At 42.4% G+C, this 23,573-nt stretch carries 20 protein-coding genes; 7 read left to right on the forward strand and 13 right to left on the reverse strand.

The features are described from left to right. The first annotated feature begins 3 nt into the window (after positions 1-3). Entirely contained in the window at positions 4-1,317 is a 1,314-nt protein-coding gene (locus P3L44_RS05295) for an inosine/guanosine kinase (RefSeq protein ID WP_036958371.1), read from the forward strand. 340 nt (positions 1,318-1,657) lie between these two features. On the opposite strand, the gene eutH is transcribed toward P3L44_RS05295, so the two are convergent. Continuing rightward, positions 1,658-2,908 carry an ethanolamine utilization protein EutH gene (gene eutH / locus P3L44_RS05300; RefSeq protein WP_200129243.1) on the reverse strand — a complete coding sequence of 417 codons (1,251 nt, stop codon included), beginning with the start codon at positions 2,906-2,908 and terminating at the stop codon, positions 1,658-1,660. 22 nt (positions 2,909-2,930) lie between these two features. Then, on the reverse strand, positions 2,931-4,370 hold the full coding sequence (locus tag P3L44_RS05305) for an FGGY family carbohydrate kinase (protein WP_140171357.1): 1,440 nt from the start codon (positions 4,368-4,370) through the stop codon (positions 2,931-2,933). A 241-nt stretch (positions 4,371-4,611) separates the two neighbouring features. Between P3L44_RS05305 and P3L44_RS05310 the strand changes: the two genes are divergently transcribed. From P3L44_RS05310 to P3L44_RS05325, 4 genes are all read left to right on the forward strand, one after another. After that, the gene (locus P3L44_RS05310; RefSeq protein WP_140171224.1) at positions 4,612-6,012 is read left to right on the forward strand and encodes an NAD(P)/FAD-dependent oxidoreductase; all 1,401 of its coding nucleotides are present in this window, start codon (positions 4,612-4,614) and stop codon (positions 6,010-6,012) included. Continuing rightward, entirely contained in the window at positions 6,009-7,238 is a 1,230-nt protein-coding gene (locus P3L44_RS05315; RefSeq protein ID WP_272662047.1) for an NAD(P)/FAD-dependent oxidoreductase, read from the forward strand. Before P3L44_RS05310 ends, P3L44_RS05315 begins: the two co-directional genes overlap by 4 nt. Positions 7,239-7,273: 35 nt before the next feature. Further along, positions 7,274-8,050 carry a DeoR/GlpR family DNA-binding transcription regulator gene (locus tag P3L44_RS05320; RefSeq protein ID WP_004260363.1) on the forward strand — a complete coding sequence of 259 codons (777 nt, stop codon included), beginning with the start codon at positions 7,274-7,276 and terminating at the stop codon, positions 8,048-8,050. A 110-nt stretch (positions 8,051-8,160) separates the two neighbouring features. Beyond that, positions 8,161-8,511, forward strand: coding sequence for a DUF1937 family protein (locus tag P3L44_RS05325; RefSeq protein WP_272662048.1), 351 nt, complete (start codon positions 8,161-8,163; stop codon positions 8,509-8,511). A gap of 73 nt (positions 8,512-8,584) precedes the next feature. On the opposite strand, the gene P3L44_RS05330 is transcribed toward P3L44_RS05325, so the two are convergent. The 3 genes from P3L44_RS05330 to P3L44_RS05340 form a co-directional block, all read right to left on the reverse strand. After that, entirely contained in the window at positions 8,585-9,376 is a 792-nt protein-coding gene (locus P3L44_RS05330; protein ID WP_140171218.1) for an RHS repeat domain-containing protein, read from the reverse strand. A gap of 113 nt (positions 9,377-9,489) precedes the next feature. Further along, positions 9,490-11,238, reverse strand: a complete 1,749-nt coding sequence (gene ybaL / locus P3L44_RS05335; RefSeq protein WP_140171217.1) for a YbaL family putative K(+) efflux transporter — start codon at positions 11,236-11,238, stop codon at positions 9,490-9,492. A gap of 286 nt (positions 11,239-11,524) precedes the next feature. Beyond that, positions 11,525-12,748, reverse strand: coding sequence for an MFS transporter (locus P3L44_RS05340; RefSeq protein WP_140171215.1), 1,224 nt, complete (start codon positions 12,746-12,748; stop codon positions 11,525-11,527). Positions 12,749-13,006: 258 nt separating this feature from the next. Between P3L44_RS05340 and ushA the strand changes: the two genes are divergently transcribed. Then, positions 13,007-14,671, forward strand: coding sequence for a bifunctional UDP-sugar hydrolase/5'-nucleotidase UshA (gene ushA, locus P3L44_RS05345; RefSeq protein WP_004913593.1), 1,665 nt, complete (start codon positions 13,007-13,009; stop codon positions 14,669-14,671). A gap of 97 nt (positions 14,672-14,768) precedes the next feature. On the opposite strand, the gene ybaK is transcribed toward ushA, so the two are convergent. The 4 genes from ybaK to copA form a co-directional block, all read right to left on the reverse strand. Continuing rightward, a complete protein-coding gene (gene ybaK / locus P3L44_RS05350; protein ID WP_004260336.1) occupies positions 14,769-15,242 on the reverse strand; it encodes a Cys-tRNA(Pro)/Cys-tRNA(Cys) deacylase YbaK in 474 nt (157 codons plus the stop codon). A 21-nt stretch (positions 15,243-15,263) separates the two neighbouring features. Then, complete coding sequence (locus P3L44_RS05355) at positions 15,264-16,064, reverse strand: TraB/GumN family protein (protein ID WP_110592243.1); 801 nt, start codon at positions 16,062-16,064, stop codon at positions 15,264-15,266. Positions 16,065-16,211: 147 nt separating this feature from the next. Continuing rightward, the gene (locus P3L44_RS05360) at positions 16,212-16,793 is read right to left on the reverse strand and encodes an HdeD family acid-resistance protein (RefSeq protein WP_004260329.1); all 582 of its coding nucleotides are present in this window, start codon (positions 16,791-16,793) and stop codon (positions 16,212-16,214) included. A 184-nt stretch (positions 16,794-16,977) separates the two neighbouring features. Then, positions 16,978-19,911, reverse strand: a complete 2,934-nt coding sequence (gene copA / locus P3L44_RS05365) for a copper-exporting P-type ATPase CopA (RefSeq protein WP_272662049.1) — start codon at positions 19,909-19,911, stop codon at positions 16,978-16,980. 119 nt (positions 19,912-20,030) lie between these two features. Here copA and cueR point away from each other — a divergent pair, with 119 nt between their 5' ends. Continuing rightward, positions 20,031-20,441, forward strand: a complete 411-nt coding sequence (gene cueR, locus P3L44_RS05370; RefSeq protein ID WP_096863259.1) for a Cu(I)-responsive transcriptional regulator — start codon at positions 20,031-20,033, stop codon at positions 20,439-20,441. On the opposite strand, the gene P3L44_RS05375 is transcribed toward cueR, so the two are convergent. The 4 genes from P3L44_RS05375 to P3L44_RS05390 form a co-directional block, all read right to left on the reverse strand. Beyond that, complete coding sequence (locus P3L44_RS05375) at positions 20,395-20,874, reverse strand: NfeD family protein (RefSeq protein ID WP_140171209.1); 480 nt, start codon at positions 20,872-20,874, stop codon at positions 20,395-20,397. The two genes, cueR and P3L44_RS05375, sit on opposite strands and share 47 nt — an antisense overlap. Next, complete coding sequence (locus P3L44_RS05380; RefSeq protein ID WP_004260315.1) at positions 20,871-21,815, reverse strand: SPFH domain-containing protein; 945 nt, start codon at positions 21,813-21,815, stop codon at positions 20,871-20,873. The genes P3L44_RS05375 and P3L44_RS05380 overlap by 4 nt, the downstream gene beginning before the upstream one ends. Before the next feature lie 13 nt (positions 21,816-21,828). After that, positions 21,829-22,686 (reverse strand): co-chaperone YbbN, encoded by an 858-nt coding sequence (locus P3L44_RS05385; RefSeq protein ID WP_272662050.1) that lies wholly within the window; start codon positions 22,684-22,686, stop codon positions 21,829-21,831. Positions 22,687-22,761: 75 nt separating this feature from the next. Next, positions 22,762-23,565, reverse strand: a complete 804-nt coding sequence (locus tag P3L44_RS05390; protein ID WP_272662051.1) for an SDR family oxidoreductase — start codon at positions 23,563-23,565, stop codon at positions 22,762-22,764. Positions 23,566-23,573: the final 8 nt, after the last annotated feature.

Raw genomic sequence — 23,573 nt, forward strand, 5'->3', positions numbered from 1 at the left:
ATTATGAAATTCCCCGGTCAACGCAAGTCAAAACACTATTTTCCTGTTAGTCTCAGAGATCCTTTATTACAGCCTTTAAAAGAAACATTGGCGGATGATGAGAATTGTAAGTCCTATATTGTTGGTATCGACCAAACATTAGTCGATATTGAAGCGAAAGTGGATGACGACTTCATTCAGCGCTATCAATTGAGTAAGGGGCATTCGCTGGTTATTGAAGACGATGTCGCCGAAGCTTTGTATAAAGAACTTACAGATAATGCCTTGATTACTCATGAGTTTGCAGGTGGAACGATTGGCAATACGCTGCACAACTATTCGGTTTTAGCCGATGACAGGTCAGTTTTATTGGGCACAATGTGCAATAGCATCCAAATTGGTAGCTATGCGTATCGCTATTTATGTCACACCTCAAGTCGCATGGATTTGAATTTTCTACAAGGTGTGGATGGCCCTATCGGGCGCTGTTTTACCTTGATCACTGAAAATGGCGAGCGAACGTTTGCTATCAGCCCTGGCCATATGAATCGCTTGCACCCAAATAGCATTCCCGAGGACATTATTGCTGGGGCTTCTGCATTGGTATTAACGGCTTATTTAGTCCGCTGTAAACCCGGAGAAACCATGCCTGATGCGACTATGCAGGCTATTGCATATGCGAAAAAGCACAATGTCCCCGTTGTGTTAACGCTCGGAACTAAATTTGTTATTGCTCAAGACCCTCAGTTTTGGCGTGATTTTTTAGCGGAACATATTTCAGTAGTTGCAATGAATGAAGACGAAGCACAGGAACTGACAGGGCTGAGTGACCCATTACTTGCCTCTAATATGGCATTAGACTGGGTAGATTTAGTTTTATGTACGGCGGGCCCATCAGGCCTGTATATGGCAGGCTACACCGAAGACGCCTATAAACGTACGACGCAACATCCACTATTACCGGGGGCAATTGCAGAATTTAACTTGTACGAGTTTAGCCGAGCAATGCGCCAGCAAGATTGCCAAGTTCCATTACGAATTTTCTCTCATATCGAGCCTTATATGGGGGGACCTGAGAAAATAATGAACACAAATGGGGCGGGAGACGGGGCTTTATCGGCATTACTTCACGATATTACCGCCAATTCTTACCACCGTTCTAATGTGCCTAATTCCAGTAAACATGAGCGCCAATACTTAACGTATTCTTCTTTAGCTCAAGTATGTAAATATGCTAATCGTGTAAGTTATCAAGTATTAACTCAGCATTCGCCTCGTTTGACTCGTGGCTTACCTGAAAAAGAAGATAGCTTAGAAGAGTCTTATTGGGAACGTTAAAGCGAAATAATTCTCATTTTAATTAATGATATCGATTTTAAGGCACTTCAATATAATTGTTATTGAGGTGCCTTTCTTTTTGAACAATTATTTTGATGAGTTGTTGTCACTAAATTTTATTAATTAAGGTAATTATTTACCTTCAAATTATGTATCTATAAATAATGTAATGGTTAATGATGACTAATATAGATAACCATATAGTGAGTACAATATTAATAATTGATGAGAGTTTGAGTTAATTTCAGACTAATAAATAAAAGCTGTATGCTACTTTATGAGTATTCATATTTGGCATACAGCTAATTATCTTTAAATATATAAGTATGGTTAATGCTAATTAATGTTGTTTAGCAACAGCGAGTTCACTTTCTTCTTTAACTATTTCGGCTGCTTTTGCATCTTCAGCTTCATAACGCATCGCCTGCGGTACTGAGATTTTAATCGCAATAAATACCGCTAAGAAGCCGCCTACCAACTTACCAAGTAAAATAGGTAAAACGAGAGTGGGTTGGAAGTTAGCGGTGAAAGCAAGATGGTCACCGATGGTTGCCTGTGCACAAACACCGAATGCGACACATAATACTTTATCCCTCGCACGCATTTCTTTGAATAAGTGATAAGTAGCAATAATGTTTGCCATAACCATAATAAATCCTAAAGAACCCGTATCACTCAGTTTTAAACGGTTACTTAATGCACGTACTAAAGGTTTACAGTAGCGTTGGAACAAATAACAAATTGGGAATGTACCCGCTAACATAATACCGATATAACCTGCAATTTCGATGGCACGGAATAGCTCATTTTGGTCTGCAAACAGTGGGTCGAAGCCCCATGCACCGAAAACTTTGGTGAATACTCCGGTAAAGTGCTCAACAATGGAAAATGCTAAGACTAATTTGACGAATGCATCCATGATTTTACCGAAAATCAGGAAGCCGGTTACCATTAACATCGGGCGATATTTTAGCCCAGCAGCCAATAAAAAACAGAATACAAACAGCGGCATCAAGTATTGCAACATGGTAAAGAAATCTAAGGTTAATTGATGTGCCGCTGGTGAGTTCGTAGAAATAATGTCCCTGACTGGAATATTATTGAACGTAATTAATAGCAGTGAAGCGAGTACGCCAAATGGTATTGAGATCAACCCAGCCATTGCACCAAGCGCAAGATACTTATGATCTTTGCGATTTAACATTGTTAATCCTACAGGGATCAGGTAAACAATGGTGGCACCTGAGGTATAACCGATCAACATTGCCGTGATCCACATATCTCGATTAGTTGTCAAAGCATCAGCTAGCTGGTAACCGCCCATATCAACCGCAATAATTGATAAAGCCGCGATTGAAACATCAGACCCGACCGATGAAAACACGGGGCCGAGTACATAAGATATTAACTGTGAGAGTAGTGGAACTGCGGCCATGATCCCCGCTTGAGCAAGAAATACGGGGCCGATAGAAAAGATCCCGTTAACAAACTCTTTCCCCAGTTCACTGGTTGGTTTCACAATAGATGCGACTGCGCCAATGATGGCTCCGCACATAATCAAATAAATAATGTAATTTCCGAATTCAGCCATGGCAGGGTTTCCTTTTATTATTTTAGTGTCTTAATTGGCGAGAACGGGCAATGATGTCGCGATATTGTTCCATCACACCTTGCATATTCGTTCCATCAGGATGTGTCACAGTAGCGTTGCGTCTTACCGCCATTTCGTGAGTGATCCCTATGCCTTTGCGAGCCAATAAGGCAGCGCCTAGTGCGGTTACTTCACGGTTTGCTGGTGCTTCAATGTCTTTTTGTAATAAATTAGCTAAAAATTGCTTAAAATATTGATTTGAAGAAAGCCCTCCATCGACTGAGATTGATTGGCCTAGCGGTGAAATTTTTTCCATTGCAAAAATAACTTCAGCGGAGCGTGCTGCTATACCTTCCAAGACAGACTGCATCATGTCTTTTTTGTCAGTATCTAATGAAAACCCAGCCCAGAGACCTGCGGCACTGCGATCCCAGTATGGGCACCCTAAACCAGATAACGCTGGGACAAAGGCAAGACCACGTTTAATGGCGGATTCAGCCCTGAAATCACCCAGTTCATCGAATGAGTCAAACAAACCGATTTTGCGAGCCCAATTAATGGCAGATGCTGCGTTGTATACGCCACCATCTAAGCCAAAGACAGGGGGTTGGTTGGGAAACTTCCAACAGAGTGTCGGTAATAAACCACTGTTATGAGTTTGTGGAATATCGGTGCCAGTAAGTGCTTGCAAGAACGCGCCTGTGCCGAAGGTGATTTTGGCATCACCTTTTTCACGACAACCATGGCCGAATGTGCCGGCAAATTGGTCAACAATAATGGCGGTGACTGGTGTGAGGTGCCCATCAAGATTTATTGCGCCAAAGTCACCAATATTGTCTTTAATAGGCGGCAAGCAATGGATGGGAACACCAAAAATGTCACATAGCTCTTGGTCCCACTCCAAGGTATGAATATTGAGTAATGAAGTTCGAGACGCTGAGTTGTAGTCGGTGACAAATACGCCACATAAGCGGTCGAGGAAGAATGCATCCATCGTACCAATGCGTAATTTATTTTTATCCGCTAATGTTTTCGCACCGACGACATTTTCAATAATCCAACCCATTTTGCTGGCGGAAAAATAAGGGTCTAGCGGTAAGCCTGACTTAGACTGTACCAGCGGCTCTAACCCTGCTTCCTTGAGCATTGAGATAGTTTTTTCTGTCCGTAAGTCTTGCCAAACAATCACATTGTATAAAGGGCGCTTGCTGTCCGCATCCCACGCCACAATACTTTCGCCTTGGTGGCAAAGCCCAATAGCATCAACAACTTCACAACTGTGTAAGCACTTAATGATGTTTGCCAGTATTTCCTCTGGGTCGTGTTCAACCCAACCACTATTTAATGTGATTTGCTTATGAGGAATGCTCATAGGGGAGTGATAATGGCCGCCTTCTTCAAAGACAACGACCCGGGTTCCCGTTGTTCCCTGATCGATAGCCGCATAACGTTGATTGAGCATCACAATGTTCCCAGTGTTATAAATGTTGTAAATGGGTCTGTTTTTTTGCTTACTATCGTTCAATCGGAAATAAAATCCACAAAAAACTCACAGTAAGTTTCACTAATGTGACAAAAATCACAATAAAGTAACAATGTGAGTAAGTCTTTGGTTGTTGTTGTGCTTTGTGTTGTTTTATTTATTGTGATTGTGGGAATTGTGTGGTTTTATGTGTACAAGTTTTAAGTTAAGGATCTCAGCCATGGATATTAATAATAAAAAAATTTGGGATGTCATTGTCATCGGCGGTGGTGTCATTGGCTGTGCTGTGACACGTAAATTCACACTGATGGGTGCCAACACGTTGTTACTTGAACGTGGAGGTGACATCCTTTCGGGAGCAAGTAAGGCAAATAGTGCGCTATTACACACAGGTTTTGACGCCACACCAGGGAGTCTAGAGCTTGAGTGCATGCAAGAAGGGTATCGTGAATTCATTGAAATTAGAGAAAAAATGAATTTACCTCTTCTTGAAACAGGAGCATTAGTGGTTGCATGGAATGATGAGCAACTCAGTAAATTACCTTCGATAGTCGAACAAGCGCACACTAACAATGTATTAGATGTGGCAATTATTGATAAAGAAGAGCTCTATCGTAGAGAACCACATTTAGCGGAAGGTGCTCTAGCAGCCGTTTCTGTTCCCGGTGAGGCGGTTATCGACCCATGGAGTACACCGCTTTCGTATTTAACTCAAGCTGTGAAACATGGGGCTGAATACCGTTTTCATTGTGAGGTAAGCGGCGGAGCACTTAATGATGGAGTATGGAATTTAACCACATCAAAAGGTGAGTTTTCTGCCCGTTTAGTCATTAACTGTGCAGGAATTAATGGGGATATTGTTGAATCCATTTGCCACCCATCACCGTTTCAAATAAAACCACGTAAAGGGCAGTTTCTTGTTTATGATAAAGCCGCAGCGGCAGATATCAATGCGATTATCTTGCCTGTGCCAACGGCTATCACAAAAGGTGTTTTGCTATCAAAAACCATCTTTGGCAACCTCTTACTTGGCCCAACAGCGGAAGAACAAGATGACCGTTGGAAGGCAGAAGTAAAACAGGAAGTCCTTGAGGACCTAATTGCCCAAGGTTCACGTATGTTACCTTCATTGCACAATTACAGTGTGACCGCAACCTATGCGGGGTTACGTCCTGCGACAGAAGAAAAATATTACCGCATTAATGATTACCCTGAAAAGCAGTGGATATGTGCGGGGGGAATTCGTTCCACAGGCTTAACCTCAGCGTTAGGTGTGGCGAGCTATCTTGGTAAATTGTATCAAGAAAACTTCACACCACTTTTTGAATTATCACCGCCAGAAGCGCTCATTTGGCCCACTATGCCAATGATTTCTGAATATCATCAACGGGATTACCAATGCAAAAGCAATGGCGGTATTGTTTGCCATTGTGAATTAGTGACTCAGCGGGAGATTGAAGCCGCATTTGATTCGGATATTCCTCCCGAGTGTTTAGGCGCTTTACGCCGCAGAACGCGAGTGATGATGGGGCGCTGTAATGGGTTTTATTGTAGTAGCCAGGTGGCTGAAATCATTAATGGTCGTTTCGACCACACACTGGCAGTGGAGGCCGTAAAATGAGTTTAAATTATGATGTGATTATCATTGGCTCGGGTCCTACTGGTGTTGCTGCGGCACAGGTTTTGCGTCGTCGCGGTATTCAAAATATCGCCATTATTGAACGTGAAGCGCAGGCAGGCGGTGTTCCGCGTCATTGCCAACACCCAACTTTTGGCATACTCGCATTCAAGCGCCCGATGAAAGGCAATCAATTTGCAGAAAAAATTGTCAATCAACTGGGAAATACGCCGATTTTCACCCGTAGTACGGTAACGGCATTACAGCCTAATGGAAAATTAACGGTTTCAACACCAGAAGGCCTTGTCGAAATGCAAGCTAAGCGGGTTCTGATAGCAACAGGGGGCAGAGAAACACCTAGACACCCGCGCTTAGTTTCAGGCTTGCGCCCTCAAGGGGTATTAACAGCCGGAGCATTACAGCAATTTGTTTATCTAAATGGTAAGAAGCCTTGCCGTAATCCTGTGATAGTTGGCAGTGAATTAGTGAGTTTTTCGGCGCTATGGACATTAAAAAACGCAGGCGTTAAAGCCCAAGCGATGATTGAAAGTGGCGAACGGATTTTAGCCTTTAAACCCGCGACGTTATTTGCCAAGGCAATGGGGACTCCCATTCATCTAAACAGTAAGATTACGGAGATTGGTGGATTAGATCGCGTGGAATATGTGATTGTTGAAACCAAAGGTAAAAGCCACAAAATTATGTGTGATTCGGTCATTTTTACCGGGCAATTTGTCGGTGAAAACACGTTAATCCGTAAAAGTCATTTGGGGTTTGATGCGGCGACAGGGAAACCGGTAACAGACCAATATGGACGTTGCTCAGATGCCAGTTACTATGCTGCGGGCAATATGTTGCATCCGGCCGATATGGGCGACCAATGTTATCAAGAAGGCTTAGTGACAGGAGAACGGATCGCTGACGATTTATTAGCAAATCATCATCAACAACAATTAAAAGAAACCCAACATATTCCTGTGCAGTTTGACTCGAAAATTTGTTTTAGTGTTCCTGCATGTATTGATATTGATAATTTATCAGTGCGACAAATTGATTTTAATATCAAAGTTGAACAACCCGTGAGCGGAACTATTCGAGTTATGGCAGGAAATACCCTGTTATATGAAAAACGCCATCGCTGTTTACCAACACGACGTATTTTACTGAAAAATATTGATTTAACAAAAATACAACGGGACGCTACTGAAATTAGTATCACTGTTGTATAGTGCTGGAAAGTTAAATGGTTAAGAAGGATTAAACTATGTGTGAGGGACGTTCCTCAAAAGTACGTCATCAAACCATCATTGAGTTACTTTCTACTCAAGGGCAGGTTTACGTACAGGAGCTTGCTAAACATTTTAATGTCGCGCAAGAAACTATCCGTCGTGACCTTAGTAAACTTGAAACACAAAAGTTACTAAAAAAAGTCCATGGTGGAGCCGTAAACATTCAGTCAAAATTTGAACGTAATTTTACGGAAAGAGCCCAAGCCGCGGTTGATGAGAAAAAAGCGATTGCAGCGAAAGCCGCGGAGCTGATTAAACCCGGAGACACATTGTTTATCGATTTTGGCACGACGACCTTTGAATTTAGCCAAAGAATCAAGTTGATTGATAATTTAACGGTTATTACGAATTCGCCTTTATTGGCAAATACGTTACAAGAAAACGTAACTATCGAAACAATTTTGATTGGTGGGCAATTTAACGCCGCACAAAACGCATGCTTAGGTGCGATTGCGCTAAAAAATATTGCTGAGTTTTTTGCAGATTACGCAGTGATTGGGGCAGGGGCGATACATGCATTGCATGGTGTGATGGATCAGCACGTCGATGAAGCCGCAATTGCGCAAAAGATGATGGAAAACAGCGATAAATTAATGGTGTTAGCGGATGGCACAAAGGCTAATAAGCATGCGATTAATTTTGTGACGAGTTGGGACAATATTGATTATTTGGTGACAACCAGCAAAGAATTTAAATTACCTGAGAATAAAAAACATCCTAAAACGAAAATTATTGTTGCGGATGTTGAATAAGCTTTAATTTTCATCATTCAATTATAAACACACCCTATGAAATATATTTAATTATTTTTCATAGGGTTACTTTACCCAAAATTTGATTAACGCCAATACTAGGAATGATTATGAGCCTCTATTTTATTGCTTGCCCTTATTCAGACCCCGACAGCAGTGTCGTAGAAATGCGCTTTGCTGAATGTACTAAATTTGCGGCAGAACTTGCGCTTATAGGTATCGCTACTTATAGCCAAATCACGATGACCCATCCAATTAACCAATACTTGGCCTCACAAGGGCTAAAAGTCGCATGGTCTTCTATTGATATGGAATTTCTAAAGCGCTGTGATGGTTTAATTGTGCTGACATTGCCAGGCTGGGAAAAGAGCGGTGGTGTTGCAGCGGAAATTCAGTTTTTTAAAGACCAAGGATTGCCAGTTTGGACAGGGGATGAGTTTAAACTACAAATGGCAGAATAACGTTTATTTATAGTTATCTTGATGATCCATGACGTTTTATCGTCATGGATTTTTTGTGGAATATTAATTAATTTTAATAGTATTGGTACTGGTATTTAAACGTCTCAATTAAAGGGGCTGGCTGGCTACTATGTGAATTGGTTACTGTTTCAGTTAAGCAATTACCATATTTATCAGTTTCTAGGCATTCAATAATGGTAGTTATCTCATCAGTATCAATTTTAATTGTCCGAGTTTCTTTCTGAAAGAAGCCATCAGAGTCATAAGTAAATTGGCGAGTATCACGCCCTGAATTTCCATGAATAGCGGCTAACCTACCTTGGTCATCATAAGAATATTGGTAAAACACCTCCATCCCTTCAGAAAACCCTTTTGTCGAATCTATTTTGCCATTGTTATACTTAGCAGTGACAGTGTAGTCTTTGCCTGCCTGATCTTGAGTTTTGACTGCTGATATTTTGCCGGATGGATCTTGTTCAAAAGTGAACTTGCTTTCCATATTCTGCACGGGTTGACCTAATGAAATCAGGTTCACCATTTGATAAGTTGGTTTTCTCTGGATTGTTCTTTTCAGTGATGAATTGAGCTCTCCATTTAAAAACCATTTTGATTCACTTTGATAGCTTTCTAGTTCACCGCAAGGTAAAAATGCCATTTTAAGAGTTTTACTGTCTAAGGATGAACCTATATGGGCTGAGCTATAGTTTACGGTTTTAATTGTTTTGATAGGGCCATACACGATTTTTTGCGTCATCAAATGCAAATTATCATCATGCATATTCCGTTGTTCATCACTACAGTTTTCAACGGCATAAGCAGATGAAGCAAGCAAGGTTAATAGAGAAAGTAAAACTGTTTTTTTCATTCGGTAAGTTCCTAGATGATTTATGTTTACGGAATACTACCTAAGAGATGAGCAAAAAGTTTGCGTAAAAAAGCCGTAATCCAAAGGCTACGGCTTTAAAGATAGGGTGGTGTTTAGTGGCTAGGTTTTAGATATTCATCTAAGTTTTTGCCTTCAACTTTTTTATTGTCGTTATCAATAAAATCATCGATAGAACAACCGAACTCTTCCACATCATTGCACATGAGTGTTGCCATGGACTTAGCAATTTCATGTTCACCAATAATGATATGCTCAGCCCCTCGTTCTTTGATAAAACTGACTTCATCATCATAATGGGCGCGAACAATCACAGTGATATCTGGGTTCATTTCTTTTGCTGTTGCGACAATTTCCCCAGCTTCATAACCATTCGGAATGGTTAAAAGCAATGTTTTGGCACATTCAATACGCGCAAGGCTAATGATATCTTTATTTGCACCATTGCCTAAAATTGCACTAAAGCCATTTTCAGCAAGTTCTTCAAACCGAGCGCGGGTATCCTCAACAACAACAACCGGAATTTCCCTTCTACGCAGTTTGTCTGCAAGCATGCCACCTACTCGACCATAACCGACGATGATTGCGTGGCCGCAGATATCGACAGGAACTTGGGTTTCTTCTTCCAGAGTCTCTTCCAGCAGTTGCTCTTCGATAGTCTCAGTTTTCTCAAGGTACTTATCTAATAAGCTAAATAGCACAGGATTTAGCATAATCGAGACAATTGCGCCTGCTAATACTAAGTTTTGTGCGTCTTTATCCATTACGCCTAGGGTTAAGCCCATACCGGCTAAGATAAAGGCAAACTCACCAATTTGTGCAAGACTAACAGAAATAGTTAATGCGGTTCGCCGAGAATGACCAAACATCCTAACAAGTACTAAGGCGGCTGCGGATTTACCAATAATGATAATGGCGAGAACGGCTAAAATCCCTAGCGGTTGCTCAATTAATACCACTGGGTCGAATAGCATCCCAACTGAGACAAAGAACAGGACGGCAAAGGCATCGCGTAATGGCAGCGTGTCTTGTGCAGCACGGTGGCTGAGCTCAGACTCATTTAATACCATCCCTGCGAAGAACGCACCGAGGGCAAATGAGGCATCGAAAATAGCCACAGCGGCATAGGCAATACCCAATGCAAGTGCTAGTACGGCAAGAGTAAACAGTTCACGAGAACCTGTTGATGCGGTACGTGATAAAATCCATGGGATAACTTTACGCCCCACGACAATCATAATAAATATGAATAGAACAACTTTACCTATTGTCCATGCAAGGCCTAACGTGAGTTCACTGAAGCTAGCGTCATCGGTGTTCATGATAGCCGCAGCAGCAGGCAGAAGAACAAGTGTTAAGACCATGGCGAGGTCTTCAACAATCAGCCAGCCTATAGCAATTTGCCCACGCTGACTTTCAATCAGTTGGCGTTCTTCTAAAGCACGTAGTAATACTACGGTACTGGCGGTTGATAAACACAGGCCGAATACAACACCTGTAAATATTCCCCAGCCAAATAACATGGACAGGCCAAGACCCAGTAAGGTTGCTACTGCGATTTGTGCAATGGCTCCAGGAATGGCGATAGCTTTAACAGCAAGTAAATCTTTTAATGAAAAATGTAGGCCTACCCCAAACATCAGTAAGATAACACCGATTTCAGCAAGTTCAGGCGCCAATGCTGCATCAGCAACAAAGCCAGGGGTAAATGGGCCTGCGAGAACACCGGCCGCAAGATAGCCAACTAAAGGGGAAATTTTTAATCGCTGCGCGATCATACCTAACAAATATGCAAGGGCGAGACCACCAACAATGGTTGTGATTAAGGGCGTTGAATGCTCCATTTAGTCTCCTCTGGTGAATATAAAAATAGAAAGGTGGGTACATGCCGTTGACTTTTAAAATGAGGCCTTCATTTTAAAATGCAAATTGCATGTTTTTATATTCTAACTTTTTTTGAGATAAATTTCCTTAAAAAAATGAAATGTTTTTAAAAAAAAGACAGGTTAAAGGAGCTAAATCGTTACAAGCTGTGTGTTTATGAGATTTTTATCTGAAATTAATCTGAATTATGGAAGGAAAGACCCATACTTATTTTTAGGTAAGTATGGATAAAATAAGAAAATAAATCTATTTTTTGCCAATATTTGGCAGCAATACTGTAAAAATCCCAAGTAAGGGTAAGAAAGCACAATAATGATAAACTTGTTCAATACCGGTCTGGTCTGCGATATGGCCTAAAACGGCGGCGCCAACGCCCCCCATACCGAATGCTAACCCAAAGAACAACCCTGATACCATGCCGGTTTTACCAGGGATCAGCTCTTGTGCGTAGACTAAAATAGCCGAAAATGCAGAGGCTAAAATCATACCAATAATTACGGTAAGCACCCCAGTCCAATAAAGAGATGCATAGGGTAAAATTAAGGTAAATGGCGCAACTCCAAGGATTGAGAACCAAATAACGTATTTACGTCCTATTTTGTCACCTATTGGCCCACCAATCATAGTACCTGCGGCAACGGCAAATAAGAAAACAAACAAATGAATTTGAGCATTTTGTACAGAAACACCGAACTTATCGATCAAATAAAAGGTGTAATAGCTACTGATACTCGCCAAATAGAAATATTTTGAAAAAATCAGAATTAACAGTACTGCCAAAGAGCCAATAATTGTTTTTCGTGGTAAGACTTTAACATTCCCTGCACTGATCGGCTTTTTACTTGCTGCGCGGTGTTGTTGTTTGTACCAGCTACTGACTTGCAACAAAATAACAATTGCAAGCAGAGCAGCGAGCGAGAACCAGCCAATATTGCCTTTTCCGTAGGGTTCAATAATTAGTGCTGCAAGTAGTGGCCCAAGGGAGGCGCCCAAGTTGCCTCCGACTTGGAAAAATGATTGTGCCAGACCATGACGACCCCCTGAAGCCATACGAGCAACACGAGAAGATTCAGGATGGAAGACAGAAGAACCAGTTCCAACCAATGCTGCTGCAAGTAATATGGTCGGGAAGGTTTCTGCCATCGCTAACAAGATTAACCCCGTTAGCGTGAAGCTCATTCCTATTGGCAAGGAATAAGGTTGTGGATGTTTGTCCGTATAGTAGCCAATAATCGGTTGCAACAGTGATGCGGTAATCTGATAAGTAAGGGTAATCATCCCGATTTGGGCAAAACTCAATGAGAAATCAGATTGTAATAAAGGATAAATGGCTAAGATCAGTGACTGGATCATGTCATTGAGTAAATGAGAAACACTGATCGCAGTTAGGATACTAAAGAGCGTTTTCCCTGTTTTATTTAATGGCTTTGACGGGCTTGGGTTGTTGGGGGTTGTGGTTTGCTCACTCATGTCATTATCAACTTTTTGTGTTACATAATTGTTATTAATATAACTGAAATACAATTTATTTAAATGAATAAATAAATCACGTGAATAACTAGTGCTCGTTAATTATTTGATGGCGATCTCATTTTTATGAAACGAATTTCTTATTCTGCAATAGGTATCAAATCCTGCTCATATTTTTATGCTATAAGACAGCAGGTAGTGACAAACTATAATCTAATATGACTGTATAAAAATTCCTATACCAGCAGGGAGAAATGTATGAAGTTTGCATTTAAGGCATGCGCATTAACGGTATCGTTAGCGTTAATACCCGCAACTATGGCAAATGCGTGGGAAAAAGACAAAACATACAATATTACCATTTTGCATACCAATGACCATCATGGCCACTTTTGGCACAACGACCACGGTGAATATGGTTTAGCAGCGCAAAAAACGGTAGTTGATGAAATTCGTGACGAAGTCGCTAAACAAGGCGGCAGTGTTTTACTGCTCTCTGGTGGTGATATTAATACCGGTGTACCAGAGTCTGATTTACAAGATGCAGAACCCGATTTTAAAGGAATGAACTTAGTCGGTTACGATGCAATGGCATTAGGGAACCACGAGTTTGATAACCCACTTGAGACGTTGCGTCAGCAAGAAAAATGGGCAACTTTTCCGTTTTTATCTGCCAATATTTATCAAAGCAGCACAGGTAAACGCCTTTTCAAACCTTACCAAATCTTTGATAAACAAGGTGTAAAAATTGCGGTTATGGGTTTAACCACTGATGACACCGTGCGTATTGGTAACCCTGCCAACTTCCCTGATGTCGAATTCCGTGTGCCTGCGGACGAAGCCAAAAAAGTGGTTGAAGAGCTCCGTGCGACAGAAAAACCAGACATTATTATCGCAGCAACCCATATGGGGCATTATGATGATGGCAACCATGGTTCGAATGCCCCAGGCGATGTAGAAATGGCACGCAGCTTACCCGCTGGTTATTTGGATATGATAGTGGGTGGTCACTCACAAGACCCTGTTTGTATGTCTCAAGAAAAGAAAAACTACAAACAGGAAGACTATGTACCCGGTACACCGTGTGCGCCAGATAACCAAAATGGAACTTGGATTGTGCAAGCCCATGAATGGGGTAAATATGTTGGCCGTGCGGATTTTGAATTTAAAAACGGTAAGTTTACCCTGAAGCACTACCAGTTAATCCCAATTAACTTGAAGAAAAAAGTCACAAAAGAAGATGGGACTAGCGAGCGTGTTTATTATACGCAAGAAATTGCTCATAACCCTGACATGATGAAATTACTGACACCTTATCAAGAAAAAGGTGACAAGCAATTGAGTGTTAAAGTGGGCTCAGTTGAAGGTAAACTTGAAGGTGATCGCAGTAAAGTGCGTTTTGTGCAAACCAATATGGGGCACCTTCTGTTAGCCGCACAAAAAGAACGCGCAGGGGCTGATTTTGCGATTATGAGCGGCGGCGGTGTTCGTGACTCTATCGAAAGTGGCGATATCACTTATAAAGATGTGCTTAAGGTTCAACCGTTTGCCAATGAGTTAGTTTATGTGGACTTCAAAGGTGATGAAGTTATCCCATATCTGACTGCGGTTGCGAATATGAAACCAGATGCAGGCGCGTATGGTCAGTTCTACAATGTGAATTTAACCCTGAATAAAGATGGCACGATTAGTGATGTCAAAATTGATGGGAAGCCTGTTGACCCGGCCAAGACGTATCGTATGGCAACGTTGAATTTCAATGCAATTGGTGGGGACGGTTACCCGAAAATTGATAACCACCCTAATTATGTTAATACCGGCTTTGTCGATGCGGAAGTGCTCAAAGGGTATATTGAAAAACACTCCCCGCTGAAAGCGGCAGACTATGAGCCAAAAGGTGAAATTATTTATAATAATAAATAATTAAATCATTATTACCTTGAAAGCCCCACTTTATTTCACAGTGGGGCTTTTTAGTTTAATACTATCCAATAATCCTCAATGCCATCAAAGTGTAATGCTATTTTCGTATTTCAGCGAAGGTTGCATTCAGCACTTTGGCGAGATCGGTAGGAGCAAGTTCAATATCTAGCCCACGTTTCCCACCTGAAACAAACATAGTGGCATATTGCTGAGCTTGGTCGTCAATTACTGTTGGTAAGCGCTTTTTTTGACCTAATGGGCTAATTCCCCCAAGCAAATATCCCGTTGTTTTTTGAGCGATTTGTGGGTCCGCCATTTCAACTTTTTTGACCTTAAACACTTTGGCAACCTGTTTTAAATCTAATTGCCCCGAAACAGGTGTTACGGCCACGGCTAACGTTTTTTGATCGCCATTGAGTGCGACTAACAAGGTTTTAAACACTTGCTTGGCATCTAACCCGAGTTTTTGTACTGCTTCATCACCAAAGTTACTTTCATTTGGGTCGTGGTCATAAGGATGTAAAGTGAAGGAAATTTTTTGTTTTTCGAGTAATTTAACGGCTGGGGTCATTTTGAGCCTTCTATTTATGACTTAGTTTCGCAAATATTCTACCAGACTATTTTCACCAAACAGGTGCAACGCACCAACGGCAACCACATAGTTACCATCAGGAAGTGACCTAAGTTGTTCGCTCCAATTCGCGTTTCGTTGCTTCATCAATACTTGGTAAATATCTTCGCTAAAGGTATTGGGTAAAGCGGTACGATTATTGGGTTGGTAGTCTAGCCACCAGCCTATCATCGTTTGTAGCGAGCGCGCGTTTTCACGCCAGTGTTTCAATGAGTCTTGTAATAACGCTAACCCATTATTAGGCAAAGAAAGCAGCAATTCAACTTGAGAGGCGGTTCCTTCTAGTTCAATAATTGGTTTGAGTTGTGATTGCGCATTACGGATAAGTTGGTAGTCAATACCGTAGTGGCCTCTAAGCCCGAGTTCTTGGGCTTGGGTTGCTTGCAAAATCAGGGCGATTTGCCATGAGGGTAAGGCATCAAAGCGTTCGGGGGATTGGCGGAGCTCTAAGCAATATTGTTGAAAAAGGTGATATTCATCAAGAGTGAGTCGTTGTTCGACAGGGAGAAGTTCGGTGGTATCGCTAGGAAATGGGGAGTGAGTTTCAGTGATATCCGCCTCAACGATCAAGGCATCTGCGAGATTAAGTTTATCTAATAATGTGGCAGACAAAGGAAACATATTTTCTGTTCCCATATGGATGCTACCCACAACGTGCAATTTAAGATTTTTTGATAGCCGAATATCAATGGCAGGGTAAGGGTAAGCCGGAGCGGTTTGCGTATGAAGCCAATTTTTTAAATTTTCGAACAGTTTACCCACGATTTCGCCCCTGTGTTATCTCTCATTTTATTAGGTTAAACAATCTAGCCGCAATTTGCGAATACTCATCGCTAATTGCGCATTTTTTAGCAGATTGATGACATCGTGGAGGCGAAAAAATGCCCCTGTCAAAGGGGCATGGTAGGGTTAATTATTTTTACTGATACCTTTAAATACACTGAGTAACGTGAACAAACTAAAGGAACTAAACACCATTTCGATACCAATTAGGGTTGTCAGTAAGGTAATTGATGTAATTGGGCCATTACCGATAAGCAAATAGGCAATAAAGAAATCTAACAGCCCAATGATGATTTGTAACCAGCCACCCGCTGAGCTAATTTGTTGGAAGCCGACATACAGCCGAATGACCCCACCCACGATAAATAAAGCCGCCACTAAAATAGCCAAAGCTACCAAACTTTGTAACGGATCTTTAATAAACGAGTAGCCGACAATGATATAGATAAGGCCAATAACAAAACCAAATAACCGGGACCAACCGGTATAGATCACGGTACTTAGAATGCTTACAATCGCGCCAACGCCCCCAATAATCAGGAGCACCCCAAGTACGGTACTAACGGCAATGCCTGAAATCATTGGGTTGATAATGCAAAAAATTCCACCAGCCAACAGTAAAATGGATAAGATCACCAAAAAGGTACGTTGCTTTTTAAACTCTTCGCCTGCAAGTTTGGCGAGTTTTTCACGATCAATATTAAGCATTTTGTACTCCAAATATTAAGTAACTAACTATTTATAAGTATAGGCTTAGCTTGATATTAATGACATAAAAAATAATGCGATTTTTACTTAGTAAGAAAATGAAGTGTTGTGGTGACAAGGTTTCGATATGAACAGCATTCATCATTAAAAAGGGAGGAACTCATGTTCCTCCCTTTTTTGGGTATTATTTTTCAGGTTTAAAGCGTAATAAGCGGTTTGCGTTACTGACCACGGTAATGGATGATAAAGCCATTGCCGCACCTGCAACGACAGGGTTAAGTAAAGTCCCGGTAATTGGGTATAAAATACCCGCGGCAATTGGGATACCTAAGGTATTGTAAACAAAGGCCCCAAATAAGTTTTGCTTCATATTACGCAGTGTTCCTTTCGAAATAGACACTGCATCGGCTACACCATGTAAGCTTTGGCGCATCAGGGTAATCGATGCCGTTTCAATAGCGATATCACTGCCGCCGCCCATCGCAATACCTACATCAGCTCGGGCGAGAGCAGGTGCATCATTGATACCATCACCCACCATTGCCACTTTGTGGCCTTTGGCTTGTAAGGCTTCAATAGCAGCAGATTTACCGTCTGGCATGACGCCCGCAATGACTTCATCAATACCCGCTTCTTTGGCTATGGCGTTGGCAGTTACTGGGTTATCCCCAGTTAACATGACTAATTGGAAACCTTGTTTATGTAACCGCGCCAGTGCGCTTATGCTATCTTCACGCAATGGGTCACGGATAGATAACAGTGCGGCAACTTTACCATCAACAGCCAGTAGAACAGGTGTTACGCCTTGAGTGGCTTGTTGGTGTAATGTTTCTTCAACGTCACGGGTATCAACATTATTTTGCGCTAACAGTTTTTGGTTACCTAACAAAATAGTTTGGCCGTTAATTATTGCACTAATACCTAACCCAGCTAAGGTTCTAAACTGCTCATTAGCGGGTAGTGTTAAGCCTTTTGCGCGATTTAAAACAGCGCGGGCAAGTGGGTGATTAGAGCCATTTTCTAATGAAGCGGCAAACTGTAAGGCGGTATCTTGTTCGAACCCATTAAACACGTGGATATCCGTAACTTGAGGCATTCCTTCAGTTAATGTACCTGTTTTATCAAATACAATGGTATCTAATTCACTGGCTTGCTGTAATGCATCTGCATCGCGTACTAACACGCCAAACTCAGCCGCTCGGCCCACGCCAGAAATAATCGACATTGGTGTTGCAAGGCCAAGCGCACAAGGGCACGCAATAATTAACACGGTTGTGGTAATAACCAATGCGTAAGTTATTTGTGGCGCAGGACCAACAAAATACCAAATAGCCCCTGAAATCAAAGCAATAGCAACAACTACAGGCACGAATACCGCAGAAATACGGTCAGCAAGCTGGCCAATTTGTGGTTTACTACTTTGTGCTTGGCGAACAAGGTGGATAATTCGTGCTAAAGTCGTTTGGCTACCGACAGCAGCGGCACGGAATAGCACGGTACCATCTTGTACCACGGTTCCGGCATGGACTTGATCCCCTTTACTCTTTTGCTGTGGGATCGGCTCACCGGTTAGCATGGCTTCGTCTAACCAAACCTCGCCTTCGATAATTTCACCATCCACAGGCACACGATCACCCGTAGCTAAGCGTAAAACCATCCCTTTTTTGACTTGCTCCAGTGGCATATCCACTTCGCCTTGCTCTGTGACAACACGGGCAGTTGGCGGTGTCAGGTCTAGCAAGCGTTCAAGGGCTTTTGATGAACGTTGGCGAGCTCGCTGCTCTAGGGCATGACCAAGGTTAATAAGACCGATGATCATGGCACTGGCTTCATAATAAAGGTGGCGAGCTTGGTCTGGGAATAACTCAGGCCAAATATTCACCACAATCGAATAAAGCCAAGCCGCTCCTGTTCCTAACGCAACTAAGGTATCCATAGTGGCGCTGCCATTTTTCAGGCTTTGCCATGCATTACGATAAAAGTGTCCCCCTGCAAATACCATTACCGCAAGGGTTAATGCACCAATGGTGAGCCAAATGGTATGGTTTTGCTCAGTCAGCACCATGTTATCGCCCATCATCCCCCATACCATCACAGGGATACCAAGGGCAAGAGCTAATGCCGATTGCCAGCGAAAGCGGCGCATATTGGCTTGCGCGACTTCTTGTTGGCGCTCACGGCGTTTGGCTTCATCTTGAATGATCTCCGCGCCATAGCCTGCTTTGACAACCGCGTCGATTAAATCGTTAGGTTCAGCAGTTCCGGTGACTAAAGCACTGCGCTCTGCTAAGTTGACCCGTGCATTTTCAACACCCGGTACGCTATTTAAGGCTTTCTGAACTTTATTGACACAACTGGCACAGGTCATGCCATCAAGCAGTAACTGTACACTGTCATCCATTGGGCTAATTTCAGGTTGTTCACCTAAATCAGACTCTTGTGCCGGGATCTCACAGATTGCCGCTGAATCAGCTTCCGGCTGTTCAGTTGTGGTACTCAGCGGCTCAGTTTTTGGGTGAGATTCATTCTCAGTGGCTTGGTAGCCAGCGGCTTGAACCGCAGCAATTAAAGCGTCTACGGAGGCCGTACCACGAACAACAGCGGTTTGGGTATCGACAGTTGCGCTTTCAACACCATCAACCGCTTCTAGCGCCTGCTGTGTTTTAGCGGCACATTTCATGCAAGTTAGACCCGAAAGGGCTAAAGAGATCGCTTTTGTTTGAGCCAGTTCTGCATTGTAGCCAGCTTGTTGAACGGCAGCGATTAACGTTTGCGCATCCGCAGTGCCATATACTTTGGCGCTAGTCGTATCGACAACTGCAGCGGCGACACCGTCAACTTCTTCGAGTGCTTTTTGTGTTTTACCTGCGCATTTCATACAATTGAGGCCAGAAAGTTGTAATTCGATATCTGGGCTCTTAGCCACCTCAGCTTCATAGCCTGCATTGACGATGGTTTTAATTATGTCATCGACATTGCTATCACTTTCCATCACAGCATAATCGATAGTGACTTTTAAGTTAGTGACATCACCGCGCCCTTCGAGCGCTTTAGTGACTGAGCCGACACAGTGCATGCAGCTTAGCCCCTGTAATTTTAAAATAATCATGTTACTCATTTTGCAGCCTCCAAAACCCGTTTGATGTATTGGGTCTATAACTTTATCTACAATTAGGTCTATAATTCGACAATGAACAAAGGTTACACCTTCCAGCAAGGTTAAGGTCAAGAGGAATTATGAATATTAGTGAAATTGCCAAAAAAACGGGCCTAACTGCAAAAGCTATTCGTTTTTATGAAGACAAAGGGCTAATTACACCGCCTGAAAGAGGGGAAAATAGCTACCGTTATTATCAGGAGCGTCATTTAAACGAACTCGTATTGCTTAAACAGGCAAAAGATGTGGGTTTTACCTTGGATGAATGTGGTGAGCTATTAGGTTTATTTCGTGATCCAACCAGACATAGTGCTGATGTAAAGACGACAACGATAGCTAAGATAAATGAAATAGAGCAGACAATCGTTAAATTGTCTGCCATTAGAGATACATTACAAGAGCTCGTGGACGTATGCCCTGGGGATGATGGTGCAGATTGCCCAATTATTGATCACTTGGCACGTGGGTGTTGTCATCATGCGAAGGCTTAACCTGCAAGGTGATGCCGTCTACTGCGATGACCACCACTTCTGTATTGGCACTTAATGGCGTGTCGCTATAGACACGCCAACTGCCATCTGCAAGGCGTACACGGCTAAAACCTTCTTCAGTATCTGACAACAAACGGCCTTTAACGCCGATGAGTTGATGGCTAATTTGGTTGACGTTATCTGCCTTATTTTTTTGCCTATTCCTCAACCAGTTGCGCCATAACACAGCGGAGACAACGGTAAAAATGGCAAATAAAATCCCTTGCCACTCCCAACCGATAAATGGCAGTACCCAAGTGATAACCCCAACAAGCACCGCAGCAATACCCGACCATAAAAGATAGCCTGCGGTACCAAGAAGTTCACCAATCAGCAATAGCCCACCAAGGCACAGCCAAAACCATGCGGGTTGAGCACTGATAAGCTCTATCATTCTTTTACCTGCTTTTTCATGGCACTGGTTTTCTTGCTTTCTCCGATTAGCTCAGTAATCCCACCAATTGCGCCCATTAAATTACTGGCTTCTAATGGCATCATGATGACTTTGCTGTTTTCGGCAGAACCAATACTGGTCAGTGCATCGGTGTATTTTTGCGCCACAAAGTAATTAATAGCCTGCATATCACCAGCGGCGATAGCTTCAGATACCATTTGTGTCGCTTTTGCTTCCGCTTCCGCGGCTCTTTCACGCGCTTCGGCTTGTAAAAATGCCGATTGACGTTCCCCTTCGGCTTTGAGAATTTGTGACTGCTTTTCACCTTCAGCTTTTAAAATTGCCGCTTGGCGTATCCCCTCGGCCTCAAGAATATCGGCACGTTTAGTACGTTCAGCCTTCATCTGCGCATTCATCGCACTAATCAATTCTTTTGGTGGCTTCACATCACGAATTTCGATACGGGTAATTTTGACCCCCCAAGGGTTGGTTGCTTCATCCACCACGTGCAACAAGCGGCTATTAATGGAATCACGCTGGGACAACATTTCGTCTAGTTCCATGGAACCTAATACGGTACGAATATTCGTCATAGTTAAATTCAGTACCGAAAGCTCAAGGTTGCTAACCTCATAGGCTGCACGTACTGGGTCAACGACTTGGATAAAGCAGACAGCATCAATAGTGACATTGGCATTATCGCGAGAAATAACTTCTTGAGATGGGATATCAAGGACTTGTTCCATCATATTGATGCGACGGCCAATTTTGTCCATAAATGGCACAATAATATGTAAGCCGGGTTGCAACGTACGGGTATAGCGACCGAAGCGCTCAACGGTCCATTGAAAGCCTTGCGGTACTGTTTTAACACAGGTAAAAACAATAACGACAGCGACAAAAATGATAATCGGTATTGCACCAAAGGCGAACAAGTCCATATTTAACTCTTAATTAGTAAAGTAATGAATATACTTGGCGACGGTATTTACTGGCAATTGCATCACCGGTTCCCATTGCCGACATAATATCCATCATGGTTTTTCTTACTGCGCCGTCACCCGCACCCAAGTCGGTACGTAAAAAGCCGAATAACATTTCCAGCGCTTCTTCGTTGCGGTTCACCTCATGCAGTTTTAGGGCTAATTGAACCGCTAATGTTGTATTTTGTGGATCTTGATTGAATTCATCTTGTAATTGCTGAATTTCAGGGGTGTCCGCAGCTTGCTTCAATAATTCAATTTGTGCGATTAAACCTTGGTAACGACTGTCTTTATCCTGTAATGGGACAGCTTCTAAAGTAGCTTGTGCGTCATCAACGAGATTTAAACCGATTTGTGTTTCTGCCAATAATAACGTGATGTCGCTATTTTGGGGGTTCAACTGATGCGCTTCTTTTAACAATGGCAGCGCTTCTTGTGTTTTACCTTCTGCAATTAATTCAGCAGCTTGTGCTGCTTTCATTTCTTCTGGGCTTGGCAGCACGCGAGATAAAATTTCCAACACCACCTCTTCTGGTTGTGGTCCTTCAAAGCCATCAACAGGGCGGCCATTTTGTAATACATACACAGTAGGGATCGCTTTTAAGCCAAACTGGCTTGCGATCATTTGTTCTTCATCACAATTAACTTTAGCTAAAATAAATAACCCTGCGTAGTCGTTGGCAATTTTTTCCAACATGGTACCGAAATCTTGGCAATGAGGGCTACGCGGTGACCAAAAGTAAAACATGACAGGTAAGTTCATTGATTGTTCAATGACTTGGTGTAGGTTGGTTTCGTTAATATCAATTATCTGAGCGTTAGCAAACATAAGAAGTCTCTTTTGAATTTGTTATCAATAGAATTTGTGAGCAATAGTAATAAAGTGGGGCTGATTTTGCTTTTTTCAAGCTTTTTTCCCCTGATTTGCCAGTATTTTATCCATTATTTTGTCAGGTAAAATACGTTTTAAGATACGCACTGCGACGGTTAATAACGTGACAGAATAGCGAACTTTAGGGCGCGGGCTTTCTAACGCATGGATCAGTTTTTCTACCACATGTTCTGGTGTTAAGGTGAAACGTGAAGCAATACCTGGGTTTTTAACGGGTTTATCTTTTTGTGTTTGTTCAACATTTTGAGTAAAAGCCGTATGAATCGGGCCCGGTTCAATCAAACTCACTTTCACCCCTGTTCCTGCCAATTCTAAGCGTAGTGCATCGGACCAGGCTTCCAATGCGTATTTGCTGGCAGCATAAGCGCCACGTCCGGGAGTTGAAATAACCCCCATCACTGAACTAGTTTGGATAATTCGCCCTTCATGGTGCGCTAGCATTGCAGGTAATAGCAAAAACGTTAACTGGTGAACACCAAAAAAGTTAGTGGAAAACTGGGCTTCAAGTTGTTCGCGGCTGACGCTATTTAATGGGCCATACACCCCAAAACCAGCGTTGTTGAATAATCCGAAAAGGCGGTGATTACAGAATGTTAACACCGTTTGAGCCGCGGTTTCTATGCTATCCTTATTATCGAGGTCAAGGGAGACAGTGTCATAACCTAGCTCTTTTAGGCGTAAAATATCGCTTTCTTTACGGCAGGCAACAATAACATGGTAGCCACGCTGCCGAAGTGTCTGTGCAGCACAAAAGCCAATACCGCTTGATGCACCTGTGACCAGGACTGATTTTTTGTTTCGTGCCGATGTTTGCATAACTTTAC

It is taken from the genome of Providencia sp. PROV175 (assembly GCF_032707045.1).
Lineage (GTDB): Bacteria > Pseudomonadota > Gammaproteobacteria > Enterobacterales > Enterobacteriaceae > Providencia > Providencia hangzhouensis.

Bases quoted from the DNA above. Each gene is read 5' to 3' on its own strand.
- P3L44_RS05295 (WP_036958371.1), top strand. From the start codon at position 4: ATGAAATTCCCCGGTCAACGCAAGTCAAAACACTATTTTCCTGTTAGT.
- eutH (WP_200129243.1), bottom strand. From the start codon at position 2,908: ATGGCTGAATTCGGAAATTACATTATTTATTTGATTATGTGCGGAGCC.
- P3L44_RS05305 (WP_140171357.1), bottom strand. From the start codon at position 4,370: ATGCTCAATCAACGTTATGCGGCTATCGATCAGGGAACAACGGGAACC.
- P3L44_RS05310 (WP_140171224.1), top strand. From the start codon at position 4,612: ATGGATATTAATAATAAAAAAATTTGGGATGTCATTGTCATCGGCGGT.
- P3L44_RS05315 (WP_272662047.1), top strand. From the start codon at position 6,009: ATGAGTTTAAATTATGATGTGATTATCATTGGCTCGGGTCCTACTGGT.
- P3L44_RS05320 (WP_004260363.1), top strand. From the start codon at position 7,274: ATGTGTGAGGGACGTTCCTCAAAAGTACGTCATCAAACCATCATTGAG.
- P3L44_RS05325 (WP_272662048.1), top strand. From the start codon at position 8,161: ATGAGCCTCTATTTTATTGCTTGCCCTTATTCAGACCCCGACAGCAGT.
- P3L44_RS05330 (WP_140171218.1), bottom strand. From the start codon at position 9,376: ATGAAAAAAACAGTTTTACTTTCTCTATTAACCTTGCTTGCTTCATCT.
- ybaL (WP_140171217.1), bottom strand. From the start codon at position 11,238: ATGGAGCATTCAACGCCCTTAATCACAACCATTGTTGGTGGTCTCGCC.
- P3L44_RS05340 (WP_140171215.1), bottom strand. From the start codon at position 12,748: ATGAGTGAGCAAACCACAACCCCCAACAACCCAAGCCCGTCAAAGCCA.
- ushA (WP_004913593.1), top strand. From the start codon at position 13,007: ATGAAGTTTGCATTTAAGGCATGCGCATTAACGGTATCGTTAGCGTTA.
- ybaK (WP_004260336.1), bottom strand. From the start codon at position 15,242: ATGACCCCAGCCGTTAAATTACTCGAAAAACAAAAAATTTCCTTCACT.
- P3L44_RS05360 (WP_004260329.1), bottom strand. From the start codon at position 16,793: ATGCTTAATATTGATCGTGAAAAACTCGCCAAACTTGCAGGCGAAGAG.
- copA (WP_272662049.1), bottom strand. From the start codon at position 19,911: ATGAGTAACATGATTATTTTAAAATTACAGGGGCTAAGCTGCATGCAC.
- cueR (WP_096863259.1), top strand. From the start codon at position 20,031: ATGAATATTAGTGAAATTGCCAAAAAAACGGGCCTAACTGCAAAAGCT.
- P3L44_RS05375 (WP_140171209.1), bottom strand. From the start codon at position 20,874: ATGATAGAGCTTATCAGTGCTCAACCCGCATGGTTTTGGCTGTGCCTT.
- P3L44_RS05380 (WP_004260315.1), bottom strand. From the start codon at position 21,815: ATGGACTTGTTCGCCTTTGGTGCAATACCGATTATCATTTTTGTCGCT.
- P3L44_RS05385 (WP_272662050.1), bottom strand. From the start codon at position 22,686: ATGTTTGCTAACGCTCAGATAATTGATATTAACGAAACCAACCTACAC.
- P3L44_RS05390 (WP_272662051.1), bottom strand. From the start codon at position 23,565: ATGCAAACATCGGCACGAAACAAAAAATCAGTCCTGGTCACAGGTGCA.